The 19246-nt window shown below is 46.5% G+C and carries 15 protein-coding genes; 3 read left to right on the forward strand and 12 right to left on the reverse strand.

Going from position 1 to position 19246, the window contains the following annotated elements:
- Positions 1 to 3: 3 nt before the first annotated feature.
- The 8 genes from ubiB to H8K32_RS03710 all read right to left on the reverse strand — a co-directional run bounded on the left by ubiB (position 4) and on the right by H8K32_RS03710 (position 10104).
- A complete protein-coding gene (gene ubiB / locus H8K32_RS03675; RefSeq protein ID WP_186911124.1) occupies positions 4 to 1569 on the reverse strand; it encodes a ubiquinone biosynthesis regulatory protein kinase UbiB in 1566 nt (521 codons plus the stop codon).
- The gene (locus H8K32_RS03680; RefSeq protein ID WP_186911245.1) at positions 1566 to 2138 is read right to left on the reverse strand and encodes a ubiquinone biosynthesis accessory factor UbiJ; all 573 of its coding nucleotides are present in this window, start codon (positions 2136 to 2138) and stop codon (positions 1566 to 1568) included. Before H8K32_RS03680 ends, ubiB begins: the two co-directional genes overlap by 4 nt.
- Before the next feature lie 308 nt (positions 2139 to 2446).
- Positions 2447 to 3373, reverse strand: a complete 927-nt coding sequence (locus tag H8K32_RS03685; protein WP_186911125.1) for a Tim44 domain-containing protein — start codon at positions 3371 to 3373, stop codon at positions 2447 to 2449.
- A gap of 133 nt (positions 3374 to 3506) precedes the next feature.
- A complete protein-coding gene (gene ubiE, locus H8K32_RS03690) occupies positions 3507 to 4241 on the reverse strand; it encodes a bifunctional demethylmenaquinone methyltransferase/2-methoxy-6-polyprenyl-1,4-benzoquinol methylase UbiE (protein WP_186911126.1) in 735 nt (244 codons plus the stop codon).
- A 366-nt stretch (positions 4242 to 4607) separates the two neighbouring features.
- Positions 4608 to 5114 carry an energy transducer TonB family protein gene (locus H8K32_RS03695; RefSeq protein ID WP_186911127.1) on the reverse strand — a complete coding sequence of 169 codons (507 nt, stop codon included), beginning with the start codon at positions 5112 to 5114 and terminating at the stop codon, positions 4608 to 4610.
- Positions 5115 to 5258: 144 nt separating this feature from the next.
- Positions 5259 to 5675 (reverse strand): gamma-butyrobetaine hydroxylase family protein, encoded by a 417-nt coding sequence (locus tag H8K32_RS03700; RefSeq protein WP_186911128.1) that lies wholly within the window; start codon positions 5673 to 5675, stop codon positions 5259 to 5261.
- An 11-nt stretch (positions 5676 to 5686) separates the two neighbouring features.
- Positions 5687 to 6130 carry an HIT family protein gene (locus H8K32_RS03705; protein WP_343067923.1) on the reverse strand — a complete coding sequence of 148 codons (444 nt, stop codon included), beginning with the start codon at positions 6128 to 6130 and terminating at the stop codon, positions 5687 to 5689.
- On the reverse strand, positions 6127 to 10104 hold the full coding sequence (locus tag H8K32_RS03710) for a DUF3683 domain-containing protein (RefSeq protein ID WP_186911129.1): 3978 nt from the start codon (positions 10102 to 10104) through the stop codon (positions 6127 to 6129). Before H8K32_RS03710 ends, H8K32_RS03705 begins: the two co-directional genes overlap by 4 nt.
- A 417-nt stretch (positions 10105 to 10521) precedes the next feature.
- Here H8K32_RS03710 and H8K32_RS03715 point away from each other — a divergent pair, with 417 nt between their 5' ends.
- The 3 genes from H8K32_RS03715 to H8K32_RS03725 are packed head-to-tail and all read left to right on the forward strand — an operon-like array spanning position 10522 to position 13945.
- On the forward strand, positions 10522 to 11955 hold the full coding sequence (locus H8K32_RS03715; RefSeq protein ID WP_186911130.1) for an alpha/beta hydrolase: 1434 nt from the start codon (positions 10522 to 10524) through the stop codon (positions 11953 to 11955).
- Positions 11952 to 12785, forward strand: coding sequence for an ABC transporter ATP-binding protein (locus tag H8K32_RS03720; protein ID WP_186911131.1), 834 nt, complete (start codon positions 11952 to 11954; stop codon positions 12783 to 12785). The genes H8K32_RS03715 and H8K32_RS03720 overlap by 4 nt, the downstream gene beginning before the upstream one ends.
- The gene (locus H8K32_RS03725; protein ID WP_186911132.1) at positions 12782 to 13945 is read left to right on the forward strand and encodes an ABC transporter permease; all 1164 of its coding nucleotides are present in this window, start codon (positions 12782 to 12784) and stop codon (positions 13943 to 13945) included. The genes H8K32_RS03720 and H8K32_RS03725 overlap by 4 nt, the downstream gene beginning before the upstream one ends.
- Positions 13946 to 14028: 83 nt before the next feature.
- On the opposite strand, the gene rapZ is transcribed toward H8K32_RS03725, so the two are convergent.
- From rapZ to H8K32_RS03745, 4 genes are all read right to left on the reverse strand, one after another.
- Positions 14029 to 14889 carry an RNase adapter RapZ gene (gene rapZ / locus H8K32_RS03730; RefSeq protein WP_186911133.1) on the reverse strand — a complete coding sequence of 287 codons (861 nt, stop codon included), beginning with the start codon at positions 14887 to 14889 and terminating at the stop codon, positions 14029 to 14031.
- 1 nt (position 14890) lies between these two features.
- Positions 14891 to 15832: an HPr(Ser) kinase/phosphatase gene (gene hprK / locus H8K32_RS03735; protein ID WP_186911134.1), complete on the reverse strand. Its 942-nt coding sequence runs from the start codon at positions 15830 to 15832 to the stop codon at positions 14891 to 14893.
- Positions 15833 to 15869: 37 nt separating this feature from the next.
- The gene (locus H8K32_RS03740) at positions 15870 to 16343 is read right to left on the reverse strand and encodes a PTS sugar transporter subunit IIA (RefSeq protein WP_186911135.1); all 474 of its coding nucleotides are present in this window, start codon (positions 16341 to 16343) and stop codon (positions 15870 to 15872) included.
- Between the two features lie 99 nt (positions 16344 to 16442).
- Complete coding sequence (locus H8K32_RS03745) at positions 16443 to 19118, reverse strand: EAL domain-containing protein (RefSeq protein WP_186911136.1); 2676 nt, start codon at positions 19116 to 19118, stop codon at positions 16443 to 16445.
- Between the last annotated feature and the right edge of the window lie 128 nt (positions 19119 to 19246).

The raw sequence follows: 19246 nt of genomic DNA on the forward strand, positions 1-19246 counted from the left end.
CGCTTATTCGACGAAATAAAAATGCAGCAATAATTGTGCGGCAATAATACCGATGAATAATCCAGCACCAAAATAAACGATCACGCGCAATAGATTATTGGTGCGACGCTGTTCAATCAGCAATGCATTTAATGCGTCTGAATTGTCAGTTCGCTCGCCAATTCTGGTCAATGCCTGATGCGCCAGACGTGGTAACTGCGGGAATATATGGCTGTAACGTGGACCTTCTGCTTTCAGTTTATCCAACAAACCGCGCCAGCCGACTTGCTCATTCATCCAGCGTTCCAGATAAGGTTTCGCGGTTTTCCATAAATCCAGATCGGGATCAAGCTGCCGTCCTAGTCCTTCAATATTCAATAAAGTTTTTTGCAGCAACACCAATTGCGGCTGAACCTCAACATTGAAGCGACGTGATGTCTGGAACAGGCGCAATAGCACTTGTCCAAATGAAATATCCTTCAATGGACGATCAAAAATCGGTTCGCAGCATGCGCGTACCGCCGCTTCTAATTCATCTACGCGGGTTTCTTTTGGCGCCCAGCCAGACTCAATATGCGCTTCAGCCACGCGCTTATAATCGCGACGGAAAAACGCTAAAAAGTTTTGCGACAAATAATCTTTATCAAAATCATTCAAGGTACCGACGATGCCAAAATCAAGTGCGATATAACGTCCAAACGTCGCCGGGTCAGTCGACACCAGAATATTACCGGGATGCATATCAGCATGAAAAAAGCCATCACGGAAAATCTGCGTAAAGAATATCGTCACGCCATCACGCGATAGTTTTGACATATCAACACCGGCTTCGCGCAAGCGTTCTGTTTGCGAAATCGGAATACCCTTCATACGCTCCATTACGATGACGGAGGATGAACAATAATCCCAATGCATTTCCGGCACCAGTAGCAAGTCGGAATCCAGAAAATTACGGCGCAACTGACTACCATTGGCAGCCTCACGCATCAGATCCAATTCGTCGTGCAAATATTTGTCAAACTCGCCGACTACTTCGCGCGCTTTTAAGCGTTTGCCATCTGCCCACAAGGTTTCTAACCAACCGGCGGCGACCTGCATCAAAGCAACGTCTTTATCTATCGTGTCCTTCATGCCCGGCCGCAAAACCTTCACAGCCACTTCACGCCCATCTTTAAGTGTCGCAAAGTGAACCTGAGCAATCGATGCAGAAGCGACGGGGATGCGCTCAAAGTTGGCAAATAATTCATCCGGATGCGCGCCCAGCGATTTTTTTATTTGGGCAATCGCCAGATCAGGATCAAATGACGGAACGCGGTCTTGCAGCTTAGATAGCTCATCGGCGATGTCTGGTGGCATCAAGTCACGACGCGTTGAAAGTACCTGACCAAATTTAACGAAAATCGGTCCCAGATCTTCTAACGCCTTGCGCAGACGCTCGCCCCGGGGCGCGGATAAATCACGCCAGAACAACAAGGTTTCTACGAATTTTGCAGTGCGAGGAATTTTAAGACCCGAGATCGCAATCTCGTCGATACCATAACGCAGTGTTACACGGACTATTTTTATTAAGCGCAAAAATTTGAAAATCATCCACGCATCCTTTCTAGTTTTTCGATGCGCTTGATCAAACGTTCAACATCATCGCGAGTTTTATTTATCAGAGTTCCAAAAGAATTTACTTCCGCTGGGCGTACCAGCAAAGGGTTTTCTTCGAGAAAATATTCCGCCAGATTTTCCTGGATTTTTTGATGCGTTTCTTGTGCAGTTTTGGCCAGATACTTAGCTCCAGAAACCATACGCACAGCCGCAACATCACCGAACAATTTACTTAAATCTGACTCGGCTTCCCAGCGTAAATTTTGACTTACATAAGAAATTGTATTGGCAAAGTCAGCATCGCCTTCGATTTTTACATACGAAAAGGCTTTTTCGCGATTCTGTGCCATCAAGGGTAAATCACTGGGTTTAACGCGTATCGTCACATCAGGTGTGGTGGATGCTTCAGCATTTTCTAATAAGCCATCCGCAGCCACTTTTAAGCGTATTTGCATTACTTGTATATCAATACAAGCGATTTTTCCAGCGTGCGGCAGAAGTTTATCTCTGGCCCATTTTTCTTGTGCCAGCAAATGATTAATAAAGGGTGCGCTTGAGATCATATCGGGTTGAAAAGACGATAGCAAAATGGTTCCTGAGGATAAGCCCTGCTGCATTGGTGGCTAAGCCGGTGTGACAGAAATGCTTATTTTCAGTTGGAACAAGAATTATGCAAAATCAGCGTTTAGGGTGATGGACAATGTCTTAACATCCTTGTTGTCCAAAAAACCACCTAAGACAACGCTATTTTTGTATAAGCCCTATAAAAAACCGCCCGGCAATGCTGCGGGCGGTCTCAAGTTTAACAGCTAATCGAATTATTGATCTTTGATCTTTGATCTTCGATCTGCATCAGGATAAGTGCATTTGATCAGAGCTGTTGAATACCTGCTAAGACCCAACCACCTTGACCATTGACTGGTTTAGTCAAGTTCCAGACTTCAGTAAATGGTTCTGCCGGTGCGTTTTGTGCCTCTTTGATCATGCCTGTGAATTTCACGCTGGCCAGATGATCGTTACCCGTATTTTCGATTCCCAGCAATTCAGCATCGATAGATACGACATCCGTGACGTTTGCCGTTGTACCACGTTCCTGAATTTCTAATTTCAATTCAGCATACATTTCTGGTGTGGTGAATTCACGCAAATCATTAATATCTGCTTTATCCCATGCAGCTTGCAAACGAATAAAGTAGGTTTTTGAATTGCGCAAAAATGCTGGTACGTCGAAATCAGCAGGAATATTCCAGGTTGCAGCCGATACTGGCGCTGCAGCAGCACTTTGCATAGGTTGCGGGTCAATACGTGAACCTATCTCTGGCGTTGCAGTATTGCTCATACCCGCATACGCAGGCTGATCAAAACGCGATGCAGAGCTTGGCGCATTGCTATTGCCACGGAACAAACGGATCACAAAGAAAATCGCAAAACCGATCAAGGCAAACGTCAGCAAAGAACCTAACATACCAGCAGCCGCGCCACCAAAGCCAAAGTGTGACAAAGCCGCACCTAACAAGGCACCGCCAACCAAACCGCCAACAATACCTTTCCAAGGGCTGGCTGGCTTAGGCGGCACAGCAGGTGCTTGTGGAGCTGCCGGAGCCGCTGCAGGCGCAGCCGGACGTTGTTGATTCAGATTATTGGTATTGGACGGTGTCGCCGGTGCTGCCTGACGAGACACATTGTTTGACTGGCGGCCAACAGAGCCACCGCCACCCATGCGTTTTGCGTCGGCGTCATGCATCGTCATTGCCAATGTACTGGCAACCATTACCATGGCGATTAAAAATTTTTTCATTTTGTTCATTCCTTCAGAGTGCTGAGTAGTAACTAAATTGCGAGCTAAATTGCGAACTAAGCTGCGAACTAAGTCGCAAATTATCCTGCAAACTAAGCTGAGATTCCTCTTGCAGCACACAACAGGTATGCTGCTACAGCTTAATGCCAGTGTGCAAAGCTGCCACGCCAGCTGTTAAATTGAAATACTGAACTTTTTCAAGCCCAGCAGTTTCCATCATGTTTTTCAGGGTTTCCTGATCCGGATGCATGCGTATGGATTCCGCCAGATAACGATAACTTTCGGCGTCTCCTGCAATTTTTTGCCCCATCCAAGGTAAGATTTTGAATGAGTACAAGTCATACGGTTTCTGTAAGACATCAGGAACCTTAGAAAATTCCAAAACTAATAATTTTCCACCCGGTTTTAATACACGCTGCATTTCTGCCAGAGCCTGATCCTTGTGTGTCATGTTGCGCAGACCAAAGGCCACCGTGACGCGATCAAAATAGTTATCAGGAAATGGTAACTTTTCGGCATCACAGAGCAAGGTGGGGGTAATCAAGCCTTTATTCAAGAGGCGATCGCGTCCAACTCGCAGCATGGACTCATTAATATCGGTATGCCAGACCTCACCCGTCTTACCAGCTTGTTTGACAAACTCTTTGGTCAGGTCGCCAGTGCCGCCAGCGATATCGAGCACTTTGAAGCCCGGGCGTACGCCAGCCTGGGCGACGGTGAAAATCTTCCAGATGCGATGCAAGCCGCCAGACATTACATCGTTCATGATGTCGTATTTGGCAGCAACCGAGTGAAATACCTCAGCAACTTTGTGCACTTTTTGGTCTTCTTCGACTGTGGTGTAACCGAAATGGGTAGTATTGCTCATGATCTCAAGACTCCTATGGGATGCGGCATTATAGGGGAAGTAGTTGCGAAAGGCATCAATTGGAAAGGAATTAAATTGCAATTAATACAATTTAATTCCTTTGTGTAAGCTATCACGGCGCGCAGATTTGTTAATAATGAGGGGCGAAATTTGACGTGTCGTAAGAACCGAGGCAAAACTTAATGGCTGAGAAAAGCATTATTTATCAGCTTTTCTACCTTCCGGTATATCAAGCCTCCTCATCCCTGCCCTCGTCTCTGCCGTCCTCCCGCTTGCGGGAGAAGGTTTTTTTAGACATTATTTGCGCATGATCAATGACTCTGATGCTCATGTTACCCCGAGTATTTCATGTTGTTGAATTAAGCTTTATTCGCTTGCTTGCGGCAACGCAATACTACGTAATTGAAAGCGGCCATCGTCGTTAAACAGCCAGGTTTCGGAAACATCAAAACGACCGCCTCGCAAGACACGAGGATTAGGGGCTGGAAATGGCGCGCTATTTTGCAGACTAGCGAGCGCCGTCGTTTCCGCATACTTATCCTGATTACTGCGGACTATTTCAGCCTTGACTAAGCGACCGTCTGCCGCCAACACATAATGAACAACGACGACCGAACGGAGCATCGCTTGTGGATTGCCGACATACACAAAATTGGCATTCATTTGCGCTATTTTGCTGGCAATTTCTACTTTGTAGTTATCAACAGAATCTGCGACAGAGCGCGTACTACTTGATGCTTTTTGTACTTCCATGTTGCGACCGGAAGTACCCGAGGGCAAGGGAGCCGGTCTGGTATAGAAATCATTCGGGTATTGACTAACGCAGGCGCTCAGCAAACCCGACATCGTAGCGATGATGAAACGCTTTTTCATGATTGTCTCCAGAAAAAAACGCTGACCTTTAAGTTATTGTTAATCAGTCAGAACTGATACGGTTAACGTCACTTGCCGACATGACGCTGACCCTAAAATCATCTATCTGGTAACTTAAAGTAAAAATCAATCGCTATCAATGCACTAATGTGAGTGACCACAAGAACTGGCCTTTGCTTGCATAGGTGCATCGCGTCCCGTTTCATCGGGGTATCCTGCGGCTTGCAAGCGCTGTAAATAGTCCTGCCATAGCTGCGCCTGATTATCACCCAACCAATACAGGTAATCCCAAGTAAAAATACCCGAACTATGTTCATCAGAGAACATTGGCTTTACAGCGTAATTGCCAACTGGCTCTATGCCGATCAATCCCACATCGCGCTTACCGGTTTGCAAGGTTTCTTGTCCTGGGCCATGCCCTTTGACTTCAGCGGATGGAGAATAAACGCGCATTAGTTCAAACGGGATAGAGAATGCTTTGCCGTCGTCAAAACTAATTTCGAGCACGCGTGATTGAGTACGTGCATTGAGGGCGGTAGGTTGTGGTTTGTCGTGACTCATCGTTTGCAGTTTCAGTTGTTCAGTTTAGCGCGTATCGCTGCGCGTAATTGCGGCAAGAGTTTGCGCCGTGCATCTACGGTGCTGACTTCAGGTGCGCTAGCATTTGCTGCCGCCCATACTGGATTTGGGAAATGCGCATCGTCGGTATAACGTGGAATCACATGCCAATGGACATGTGGAACCATATTACCCAAACTAGCCAGATTGATTTTATGCGGCTGCATGATTTCTCGAACCACGGCTTCAGTTTGCCATACGACTTGCATCAAAGCCCCTCTGTCAGCATCACTCATGTCCGTCATTTCTTTAACATGTGCATTCCAGATCACACGACAAAATCCCGGATAATTTGCATCATCAACCAGAATAACGCGCCACTGAGCGTTACTGACAATCACATCGCCACGGCTACTATCGCAGAGTTCGCACCGCACTTCTTTACCGTCAATACTCACACTAAGACCCTTTCTATACCGCCGTTGTTGGCTTTGGCAACGTATTCAGGCATCCAGTTTTCGCCCAGAATATGCTTCGCCATTTCAACCACGATGTAATCAGCATCGGTATTGCTGTCATCGTTATAACGTGACAAACCTTGCAAACACGACGGGCACGAAGTCAGAATTTTGACATCGCCAGTAAAGCCATCGGCACGCAACTTATCTGCGCCCTTGGTCATTTCGCTCTCTTTACGGAAACGAATCTGTGTAGAAATATCCGGACGCGTCACTGCCAAGGTACCAGACTCACCGCAACAACGATCATTCTTTTCGATTTTGACATCGCCATTGCTGCCGGTAATCAAGGCATTCACGGTCTTCAATGGGTCTTGCAATTTCATTGGCGTATGGCAAGGGTCGTGGTACATATAACGCGTACCAGTGACGCCTTCGAGTTTGACGTTTTTCTCCATCAGATATTCATGGATATCAACGATACGGCAACCCGGAAAAATCTTATCGAATTCATAGGTCGACAATTGGTCGTAACAAGTACCGCATGACACGATGACGGTTTTAATATCCAGATAATTAAGCGTATTGGCCATGCGATGGAACAAGACGCGATTATCGGTCATCATTTTTTCCGCTTTGTCGAACTGGCCACTACCACGCTGCGGGTAACCGCAGCATAGATAGCCTGGTGGCAGTACGGTTTGCACGCCAACATTCCACAACATCGCCTGCGTTGCCAAACCGACTTGCGAGAACAAACGTTCTGAACCGCAGCCAGGGAAATAAAACACTGCTTCTGTATCGGCATTGGTCGTTTGTGGATTACGAATAATCGGTACTACTTTATCATCTTCAATATCTAACAATGCGCGCGCAGTTTTCTTAGGTAAATTGCCCGGCATTTTTTTGTTGATGAAGTGAATCACCTGCTCTTTGATCGGAGCTTTACCGACGCTGGCCGGAGGTGCTTTGGTTTGCTTCTTGGCAAATTTTTTCAGCAAATCATGGCCAAAGCGTTGGGCTTTGTAGCCCCAGCCTATCATTACTTCACGAGTCATATTAATCGTCGCCGGATCCGTCGCGTTCAAAAAGAACATCGACGCAGCAGTACCCGGATTAAATTTTTTCTGACCCATTTTACGCAGCAGATTGCGCATATTCATCGACACATCACCGAAGTCGATATCGACCGGGCATGGGTTCACGCATTTATGGCATACCGTGCAATGATCAGCCACATCAGAAAATTCATCCCAATGTTTGATCGAAATACCGCGGCGGGTTTGTTCTTCGTATAAAAAGGCTTCGACTAACAGGGATGTCGCCAGGATTTTATTGCGTGGCGAGTACAACAAATTCGCCCGTGGTACGTGCGTCGCACACACCGGTTTGCATTTGCCACACCGTAAGCAATCTTTAACGCTGTTAGCAATCGCACCAATATCGCTTTGCTGCATGATGAGAGATTCATGCCCCATCAGGCCAAATGAAGGCGTGTAAGCATTGCGTAAATCCGCAGCAAAATCCGGCAGGTTCAGCAATTTACCTTTATTGAAGCGCCCTTCAGGGTCAATGCGTAGTTTATACGAACGGAAATCTTTGATTTCGTCTTCGGTCAAAAACTCAAGCTTGGTAATACCAATGCCATGCTCACCCGAGATCACACCATTGAGCGAACGTGCTAAGACCATGATGCGTGCCACTGCATGATGCGCAACTTGCAGCATGTCGTAGTCGTCAGAATTAACTGGCAAATTAGTATGTACATTGCCATCGCCTGCGTGCATATGCAAAGCGACAAACACGCGGCTACGCAAAATTTTCTTGTGAAGTGCTACGCACTCATCGAGAATTAATTTAAACGCTGCACCATTAAATATCTGGCGTAAATGCGCACGCACTTCGGTTTTCCATGAAATGCGAACAGTGCGATCCTGTACGATAGAAAATACGCTGGCGTCCGGCTGACGTTGTAATCTTTCATCAAACACAAATGCCAGCTTATCGAGACCGAGTTCTAGCAAATCTGCCTTTGCATCAGCCAAGGGCTTGTCCAGATTGTTCAGTAGGTAAGTCCAGCGTGCCTGCGTTTGTTTCAGCAAGACCTCGGTCTGATTAACGCGGTCTTCCAGCATTTCTTCAGCAGAAATTTCATCCGCTTCTGCATCTTCATTTTTACCTAGCGGCAAATGTGGTTTAGCAAAAAACTCTTGCAAGGCCGTAACCAGTGCTAGTTTATTTTGTATCGACAATTCGATATTGATGCGCTCAATGCCATCGGTATATTCGCCCATACGATCGAGCGGGATGACTACGTCTTCATTGATTTTAAACGCATTGGTATGTTTGGAAATAGCGGCCGTTTTTGCGCGATCGAGCCAGAATTTTTTACGTGCTTCCGGACTCACTGCCACAAAACCTTCACCCACACGCGTGTTCGCTATGCGGATCACTTCCGAAGCGGCTTGCGCTACGGCGTTTTCATCATCACCAACGATGTCACCAAACAGCGCCATCTTAGGCAAAACACCACGCTTGGATTTAGTGGTGTAACCAACGGCACGCAGATAACGTTCATCCAGATGTTCCAGGCCAGCCAGAATCGCACCGCCTTTTTTTGTTTCACTATCGAGGTAATCTTTGATTTCTACGATGCTTGGAATCGCGTCACGTGCCTGACCGAAAAATTCCAGACAAACAGTACGTGCGTATTTTGGCATCTTGTGCAAAATCCAGCGCGCCGATGTAATCAGGCCGTCGCAACCTTCTTTTTGCACACCGGGCAAACCAGCAAGAAACTTATCGGTAACATCTTTACCCAGACCTTCTTTGCGGAAGACGCGGCCTTTGATGTCGAGTTGTTCGGTTTTGAAAGGCTGCTTCTCACCGGGGTGTGTCCATTCCAGTTTAAACTTGGCAAGTTCAACATCGTGAATCTTGCCTAGGTTATGTTCCAGACGAGTGACTTCCAGCCAATCGCCATTTGGATCAACCATCTTCCACGAAGCCAGATTATCGAGTGCCGTGCCCCACAACACCGCTTTTTTACCACCGGCATTCATGGCAACGTTGCCGCCTATGCAGGATGCTTCAGCGGAAGTCGGATCAACGGCAAACACAAATCCCGCCTTTTCAGCCGCATCAGAAACCCGTTTGGTCACCACGCCAGCACCGGAATAAATCGTTGCGTAATCACGATCCACACCTGGCAAGCGCGTCATTTCGACTTCGCCGAGTTGTTCTAATTTTTCGGTATTAATCACTGCCGACATGGGCGTCAATGGAATCGCGCCGCCGGTATAACCGGTGCCACCGCCGCGAGGGATAATGGTCAGACCGAGTTCAATACAGCTCTTAACCAAGCCAGCCATTTCATCTTCAGTATCCGGCGTCAACACAACAAATGGATATTCGACGCGCCAGTCGGTTGCGTCAGTCACGTGTGAAACACGGCTTAAGCCATCAAATTTGATATTGTCTTTGGCTGTATAGCGTGACAATAAGCGATTCGCTTTTTTACGCAAATCGTAGGTATCGCGAAATTCTTTAGAAAAATCGGCAACCGCTTTACGCGCTGCCTGCACTAGCGTTTCTACGCTATTGCTGCGTTCCGCATCGTCGTCATTCGCTGTGTTGACGCGGCGTTTTTCGACTTCTGCCAGACGATGATTTAAAGCGTCGATCAAATCCTGACGGCGCTTAGGATTATCCAGCATATCGTCTTGCAAATACGGATTGCGACGCACCACCCAGATATCACCCAGCACTTCGTACAACATGCGTGCGGAGCGGCCTGTTTGACGTTTGCCACGTAATTGATCCAACAATTGCCAGGCATCTTCGCCGAGCAAGCGGATCACAATTTCGCGATCAGAAAACGAGGTGTAGTTATACGGAATTTCCCGGACACGGGTCGGTGCGGCACCTTGCGGCGAATCTGCAAGCAAGGCCTGAATGTGGGCTGGAGCGTTCATCAGAGACGTGGTTAGACGGATTGCAGACCAATACCTGAAAGTTCAGCAAACCGCGGTTTACTGAGTCGGCGTGGTATCAGTCCTGGATTTAAAGACTCATTCTAGCGTATTGCGATGCACCATGCGGCAACAGCCTTGAAGTTTGTAAGGCAATGATAGGTATTTGTGGCAATTTTCCAAAGCTTATTCGGGGAAATGTACGATTTATTTTCAAAAACCGTCTTTAGTTGCAAGATAGCAATGCAAATTATGAAGCCTATTAAAACTTGCGCATCTTAATGTCTAAAAACATGTAAAACCTGTCTACATCTGGGATAAGTGATTGTGCAAGCACAGAAATTTGTATGTACTATTTGACACATAGTGCAAGCTTGGCTTTACACTGTCACTCCGTTATTTTTTTACCAGGGGATCACTTTGTTAAAAGATGTTGTCCGTAGGCTGCTTGGATTATCAGGGTTGCTATTGTGTGGTGCAGTACATGCAGAAATTACGCCATGTCGGTTGCCTGATTTTCCGCAAGAACTTCGTTGCGGTAAAGTCGAGCGGCCTTTAAATCCAGATGACGTCACTGGAAAAAAAATCGATATTCAGTATGTCATTTTGCCATCGCAAGATAAAAATAAATTACAAGACGCGATATTTTTACTCGCTGGTGGTCCTGGGCAAAGCGCAATCAATGTCGCCAGTTTTGGGCAAGCAATACTGAGTCGCCTTAACAAACGTCGTGATATCGTGTTTGTTGATCAACGCGGTACTGGGCGCAGTGCATCGCTGGCTTGTCCTGAAGTTGAAAACGCCGCTGATGTCGAGAATGAAGATCAGATGCTGAAAAAAACCGAGGCATGCCTGGCACGGTTAAAAAAGCTTCCTTACGGTGATTTACGATTTTTTAGCACCAGCATCGCGGTGCAAGATTTAGAAGCGGTCAGAAAGCAACAAGGCTACGACAAAATTAATCTGGTGGGTGCATCCTACGGCACACGGGTTGGCCTTGAATATATGCGGCAGTTTCCGCAATCAGTGAAGCGTGTTGTACTTGATGGCGTGGTGCCACCAGAGATGAGTTTGCCATCGGGCGATGCGCAGGCGGCACTTGATGGCGTGTTTGCGGATTGTGCAAAGCAAACTGCATGTAATGCCAGCTACCCAAATCTGGCGCATCGATGGCAGCATTTGTTGGCGAGTATGCCTAAACAAATCAGTGTCATTCATCCACGCTTAGGCACGCCATTGAACTTTGAAATGCGCCGCGAGTTATTGCTGAGTCTGGTGCATAAAACTTTATACACATCGACGACTACTAGTGCTTTGCCTTATGCAATTACGCAGGCAGAACATGGAAATTATCAAGCGTTGGTGACTTTAAGCGGTGCCACCAATTTACCTGGCCCAGGCTCAATTAATTATGGCATGCACTTTTCTGTCTGGTGTTCTGAAGCTTTCTCTCATCAGTTGCCACCGGCTAAAGATGAGTTTGAACAAATGATGAATCACATGTATGAGCGCACGTGTAAAAACTGGCCGCGCGCAACAATTCCGCCAGAATTTTTCACCATCCCCCCTGCACAGTCACCTGTGCTTTTGCTCAGCGGTGGGATTGATCCGGTGACACCAATACGTCATGGCGCGGCGGTAGCAACAGCACTGGGTGCAAATGCCATCCATGTCACTTTGAACAATGCCGGGCACGGATTGATGGCACAAGGTTGTGTACGCGATGTTGTGTACCGTTTTTTGAATACGAAACAAAATAGTGATGCTCTGAAAATTGATAGTAGTTGCGTGCGACCTATACCCCGCCCTTTAGCCTGGCAACCGTTGCAGGAATCTAAGGAGCAACAACCATGATTATCGTCAATGACTTACATAAAAAATTTGTCCGCCACGACAACCCCAGCATTAAAAACTTGCGTGACCTCACACGCCTGATTGGTTTGCAAAAGAAAACTGAGCAAGTTGTCTATGCCGTCAATGGCGTGAACTTTACCGCAAATGATGGCGCGATCACAGGCTTACTTGGTGCCAATGGCGCAGGTAAAACCACGACATTGCGTATGGTGGCTGCATTGTTGCAACCCGATATGGGAGACGTCATGGTCGATGGTGTTCAGGTACGGGCTGGCGTGTCATCGACGCAATCGCAAATGGGCGTATTATCTGACGCCCGTGGTTTGTATCCACGTCTGACTGCACGTGAAAACATCCACTACTATGGCATTTTACACGGCATGACACAGGAAATGACTATTCACCGTACGGAGCAGCTCGCCGAATGGCTGGATATGCGGCAATTATTGGATCGCCGCACAGATGGCTTTAGTCAGGGCGAACGCATGAAAACTGCTTTGGCACGCGCCTTAGTCCACGATCCTAAAAACATTATTCTCGATGAGCCAACCAATGGACTTGATGTCGTGGCCACACGGGCATTACGTGAATTCTTGCGCTGGTTGCGCTCTCCGGAAGGCGGTGCAAAATGTATCATCTTCTCTACCCACATCATGCAAGAAGTAGAGCGTCTGTGCGATGACGTCGTGATCGTGGCGCAGGGCCGCAATGTGGCGCGTGGCAGTGTAGAAGAATTGATGCAACAGGCTGATGAGTCGAATTTTGAGGACGCCTTCGTGCGCTTAGCATTTTTAGAAAAGCAGAACTTGACTCAAGGAGGTCATCAATGAAAGCGTTGCTGGCTATCATCCGGAAAGAGCTAAAAGATGCGTTGCGTGATCGCCGGACCTTAATGACGGCGTTGTTTAGCTCATTACTCGGCGCACCGTTAATATTGCTGGTGTTTTCTACCGTGCTTTCACAAGTCGAATCACAAGAAGATAAGCGACAGGTGCTGGCGGTCGGTATGCAATACGCACCGCAGTTAGAAAATTTTATTTTGCGTCAGGGATACCAGATTAAAACTGCTCCTGTTGATTACGAAGCAAAGTCGCGCAGTAAAGAAATTGATCAACCTGTGCTGATCATTTCCGCTGACTTTGAAGAAAAATTATCACACGGTGAAAAAGTGAATCTCGAAGTCGCCTACGATACCTCGAATCGGAACGCAGAATTTGGTGTCCGTCCACTACGGCATTTGCTCGATAGTTATAATCAGGAAGTCATGTTAATGGGGCTGACCATGCGTGGCATTTCATCCGAACTGCTGCAATTGATAGAGGTGAAAGAGCGGTATTTACAAAAACAGGAAGAACGAAAAACTTCAGTAACTGAGATGTTGCCGATGATGGTTTTGATGGCGATTGTTGTTGGTGGCATGTATGCAGCAATCGACACGACCGCCGGAGAACGTGAGCGCGGATCACTCGAGCCTTTGATGATGAATCCGGTCAATGGGTGGCAACTGGCGGTCGGTAAATGGAGTGCTGTTGCGCTGGTGGGTGTGGGGGTCGTTATATTGACAATAGCGAGCTTTTTTCCATCGCAATGGCTGATCAAAAATGACACCTTAAGGGCTGAGTTTCAGTTTAATTTTAAAGACGCCATGTTTTTTCTGATGATTTTGATACCTCTGGCAGCGAGCGTCGCAGCGATGCAAATTGCCGTTGCGCTTGACTGTAAAAGTTACAAAGAGGCACAAGTCAGAAACCAGATCGTGTCCATGTTTATTCCTTTCGTTTCACTCATACCCATCATGTTTCCAGGAAGAGAGCCAGCGTGGTTCAAATGGATTCCGGTACTGGCGCAAAATCAAATGATGAATCAGGTCTTGCGCGGGGAAGCATTGAATTATCTGACAGTTACCATTGCTTTGTTCGTATGTGCTGGATTGACATTCCTTAGCCTTGCCTATATTGCACAAAAAATGCGTAAAGTGGTGATGAGTTAGAGCATTAGGTGACATGAAAAACCCCATTGATCAACAATGATCAATGGGGTTTTTTTATATCGCATCGATTCGGTATTGCCTAGTTAAAGACGCCGGTGTCTGATCAATACTTGCTCAGTTTTCTGAAAATATTTTGTCAGCTTTTCAACCATATAGACGGAACGGTGTTGACCACCAGTGCAGCCTATAGCAACAGTCAGGTAACTGCGATTATCTTGTTTAAAAGCAGGTAGCCACTTAGTAATGAAGTTCAGGATATCCAGATACATATCTTGCGCCATTTCCTGATTATCCAGAAAACGTATGACTGGTTCATCGCGGCCAGTAAGAGGACGCAATAGAGGATCATAGTGTGGATTCGGAATCATACGGACATCAAAAACCAGATCGGCATCCAATGGTACACCGCGCTTGAATGCAAATGATTCAAACATCAGAGTTAATGGTGAACGTTGAATCTGCACTACCACTTTTACCCAAGCACGTAACTGATTCGCGCGCAAATCTGTCGTATCAATTACGTGCGCCAAATTTTGAATACCAGCCAAAATTTCCCGCTCTTCTTCTATACACTCAACCAGACTCAGGTCGACATTCGAAGCCAACTCCATCGCCAGACGATGTGACAAAGGATGGCTGCGACGGGTTTCGGAAAAGCGTGCGACCAAAGAATCGGTGCTAGCGGTTAAAAACAATACCCTGACATCATGTCCCAGATCACGCAGATCCTGTAGTGTTTGCGGCAAACCTGAGAGTAAATGTGCGCTACGGGAATCGATAGAGATTGCCGCGTTGGTATGATCTTCCTGGCTCAGAGTTTTAATCAGACCCGGTAATAAGCTGGGGGGCAGGTTATCGACGCAATAGTAACCAGCATCTTCCAATACGTTAAGCGCAACCGACTTTCCGGAACCGGAGATGCCTGAGATAAGTAATATCTGCATATTAATCTCCGGCTTCCATCGCCCGACGTTGTCTTTCCATGAAGTCTTCTAACGTATTAATACCGCGTAGTTGTAAGATAGTATTACGCACCGCCGCCTCCAACAGAACCGCAATATTGCGCCCTGCAGCGACAGGAATTACCACTTTACGGATAGGCAAACCCAATACATCTTCGGTTTGCGAATCAATTGGCAGACGTTCGTAATTTTCTTCCAACGTACTGCGTCGAACCAGATGCACAATCAGTTTCAGACGCATTTTGCGACGCACTGCAGTTTCACCAAAAATGGTTTTGATATCTAGCAAGCCCAGACCGCGTACCTCTAGCAAGTTTTGCAGTAATTCAGGGCAGCGACCTTCTATCATGTTCGGTGCAATACGCGAAAATTCGACCGCATCATCTGCGACCAAGCCATGGCTACGTGAAATCAGTTCTAGCCCCAATTCGCTCTTACCTAAACCTGATTCACCGGTAATGAGTACACCAACGCCCAGTACGTCCATAAAAACACCGTGCATCGTGATACTTTGCGCGAGCTTTTTAGACAGATAAACTCGCAAATAATCAATCGCCTGTGCTGATGGATAAGGCGTAGAAAATAGTGGGATATTATTGTCGTCGCAGGTGGTCAGAAACGGTGGTGGTGATTCCAGCCCTTGGGCTACGATCAATGCAGGTGGGCCGCCAGCGACCAGTTCACGGATCAAATTTGCGCGCGAGGCGTTGGATAAGCGGTTGTAATAAGCGAGTTCCTGATGCCCCAGCACTTGTATGCGTCCCGGATGGATCAAGTTAAGGTGGCCGACCTGATCTGCTGATGAAGCTGCATCGCCAGTAATTTGCTTATCTGCACCTGCAAAACCGGCAAACCAACCCAGTTGCATGATGTCACGATTGTCATCGTAGATTTTTTGTATCGTTAATTCGGTAAATAAGGGCATGGCGATAAAGTAAATCCAGCGACAACAAACAGGTTAATCAGGGTGCGGCTGATATATCCGGGCGCCACGCGAGAATTTTCTCGTAAATAACACTGGCACTCGGTTCAGAATTGAGTTCATTACGAAAGCTCTCGTTTGAAAGCATTTCTGCAATTTCAGATAATATCTCAAGATGCTGTTGCGTGACATTGTCCGGCATTAGCAGGAAAATCAATAAGTTTACGGGTTGCGCATCCGGAGACTCAAACGGAATGGCTTCTTTTAACCTGACCAGTGCGGCGATCGGTGCTTTGAGTCCCTTGATTCTGCCATGTGGTACAGCGACACCGTGGCCTAAGCCAGTGGATCCCAAGCGTTCACGGGCAAACAGATTATCCGAAACTGTAGAACGGGCAATGCTGCAATTATTTTCAAACAGCAAGCCTGCCTGTTCAAAGGCCCGTTTTTTACTGGATATCTCTAAATCCAGAAGTACATTGGCTAAAGGAAGAATTTTTGCAATATTGGTCATGGTGCAAGATCTGGTTACAGCAATAAAATAGGTGGCGCGGCGCTGAATTGAACCAAATTATAGGCTTCTTTTTATAAACTTGTTTAAATAAACATGCTCTTACAACTGCCTGTTGTTCTGAAGTAGCTTCTCAAATTGTTCCACAGGCAGGGGTTGACTAAAATAAAAACCTTGCATTTCCTGGCAACCAGAGTCAGTCAAAAAGAGCATTTGCTCAGCATTTTCTACACCTTCTGCGGTCACACTCATTCCTAAAGCCTTGGCCATCGCAATAATTGCATGGGTCAACACGACAGAATCCTGATTAGCCGGAATTTTATGAATGAACGAGCGGTCAATTTTTAGATTATCGATAGGAAAACGCTGGAGATATGAAAGCGAAGAGAATCCAGTGCCAAAATCATCCAATGAAATACTGACGCCAAGTTTTTTAATGGATTCAAATACCGGCAACAGTAAATCCAATTCCCCCATTAACAAACCTTCGGTAATCTCTAACTGCAATGCGGATGGAGGCAATTTTGTTTCTTGCAACGTATGTTCAATAAATTTACACAGACTCGGGTCTTGAAATTGCTTAGGCGATATATTGACACTGACCACAATATCTGGTGCCAGATGCGCACGCCATGCGCAGGTTTGCCGACAAACCTGCTCTAACACCCAACGCCCTAAGGGCAGAATTAAACCAATTTCTTCGGAAATAGGAATAAATTCAGTTGGCGGTATGAGTCCCATGCCGGGCATTTGCCAGCGTACCAAGGCTTCGGCGCCAACGATACGTGAAGTTTCCAAAGAAATTTTTGGTTGGTAATACACCAAAAATTCTTGTTCTGTCAGCGCCCGGCGCAAGTTGGTTTCCAGCGCATAACGATGCTGAGCCCGCACATTTAATTCAGTAGTAAAGAATTGATAGTTATTTCTTCCCGACTCTTTAGCATGATACATCGCTGAATCAGCGCAGCGCATCAACGTTGCGGCATCACTCCCATCGTGTGGGAATACGCTGATACCGATCGAGGTGCCAAGATGATATTCATTGCTATCGATCAAAAATGGATCGCGCATTTTTGCCAGCACACGCTCCCCAAGATCACGTAAAAACTGGGCATCAGGAACGTTCTCGACAATAATCACAAATTCATCACCTCCCAGGCGCGCTAATAAATCGGTCGAGCGTATGCAAGAATTTAAACGTCCTGACACGTCTCGCAATAACATGTCACCAGCTGCATGTCCGGCTGTATCATTCACATTTTTAAATCGGTCGAGATCGAGAAATAACAGAGCTACGCGTTGCTGATGTCTATAGGCATCGCTTAATGCTTTTGTGAGTCTGAGATTCAATTGATGACGATTTGGCAGCCCGGTTAATGCATCAAACGATGCCATAAAGTTGAGCTGACGCTGGGTTTCCCGGACTTCGGTGGTATCGGTAAATGAAATTAACACTGCCGAAATGGAAGCATTACTCTTCTTAAAAATGGGCAAACAATTCACCAGTAACCAAACAACCGATCCATCGCTAAGTTCGACACCGGTAGAGAGATTTAAAATTGGAGTACCATTCTTAAAGACAAAAGAGGCAGGATCATCACCCAGCTTTAGCATCTGTCCGTCTTCACCAAAAATGCGTTTGAAATAGCGATGACGACGTCCAACGTTATTGACATCACCAATTTTTAAAATACGCAAGGCGCTAGGATTGCTAGTGATAATTTGACCACCTGGCGCAATCACCATGATACCTTCAGATAAATTGGTGACCACGGAGCGATAGCGTTCTTCGCTTTCCTCCAGGCTTTGTTCCATATTTTTTTTATCGATCGCCAGACCAATCAGGTCACAGGCATCGACTATCATCGCGTGTTCATCGTCGGTCGGGCTATGTGTCTCTTTGCAATACACATCGACAGTGCCAAGTACGCTGTTAAAGGCAGTGGTGATTGGTACGGACCAGCACGAACGCAAACCATGTGCTATAGCGCTAGATTTAAATTTTTCCCAGATAGGACTGACTTCAATATCCTGAACAATAGTCAAGCGATTGTAGAAAATCGCTGCCGCAGATGAGCAACTATTGATCCCAATCGGAATATTGCGTAACTGTTGAGAGAATTCTTCCGGCAATCCCGGACCTGCACCAAAATTGAGTGTCTGCGTACTTTGATCGAATAAGCTGATAGCGCACATGGAACCATTTGCCAACAGACGTTCCATACGGTCGCAGACATCTTCCAAAATATGCGACAAAGGTTTATCCAACGCGATCATTTCGAGAATTTCTTTCTCGTGATGCAGTGCTTCTTGCACCCGGTTGGCTTTGGCTTTGACCGGGTCGCTTAGTGACAGTTGATGAACTTTCGCTGTCGCACCTTGCTGCGGTGCTGCTTCACGCACGCTGATTAAAATCGCGGCTTGCGAATGATAACTAAATTGCCTGCTTTGAACTTCGATATCAATTGATTGACCATCGAGGCGTATGCATTGGTAAAACTGTCTATCCGGTGTATTTGGAGAGCCCGGATTTTTAAGTAGTTGTTTTACTGTTTCGTGATGGCGTGCAACCAGAAAAGTCTCAGGCTTTGAGCCTATCAACTGATGCAATCCGGTTGCTTTCATCAAATCGAGGCCTGCTGGATTTGCGTAGGCAATGCAATCGTCAATTAAAACGTATATTGCGCCGGGGAGATGTTCAAGTAAGCTTGGGTACCAGTCATGGTTGACCATTTGTTCACGGGCACTGGCACTGAGCAAAGTAATGGGCGATATCACGAAAACAATCTAAAAAAAACAATTTAATTTATCTACGATGTTTGTGCGGTCAGGAAGTTTATTTCCGGCAGCAATCATGGCAAAGAGTGCGCATGTTCGTCAACATTTAATTTAAATTTGACGAACTA

It is taken from the genome of Cognatundibacterium jejuense, assembly GCF_014284255.1.
Lineage (GTDB): Bacteria > Pseudomonadota > Gammaproteobacteria > Burkholderiales > Burkholderiaceae_D > Undibacterium > Undibacterium jejuense.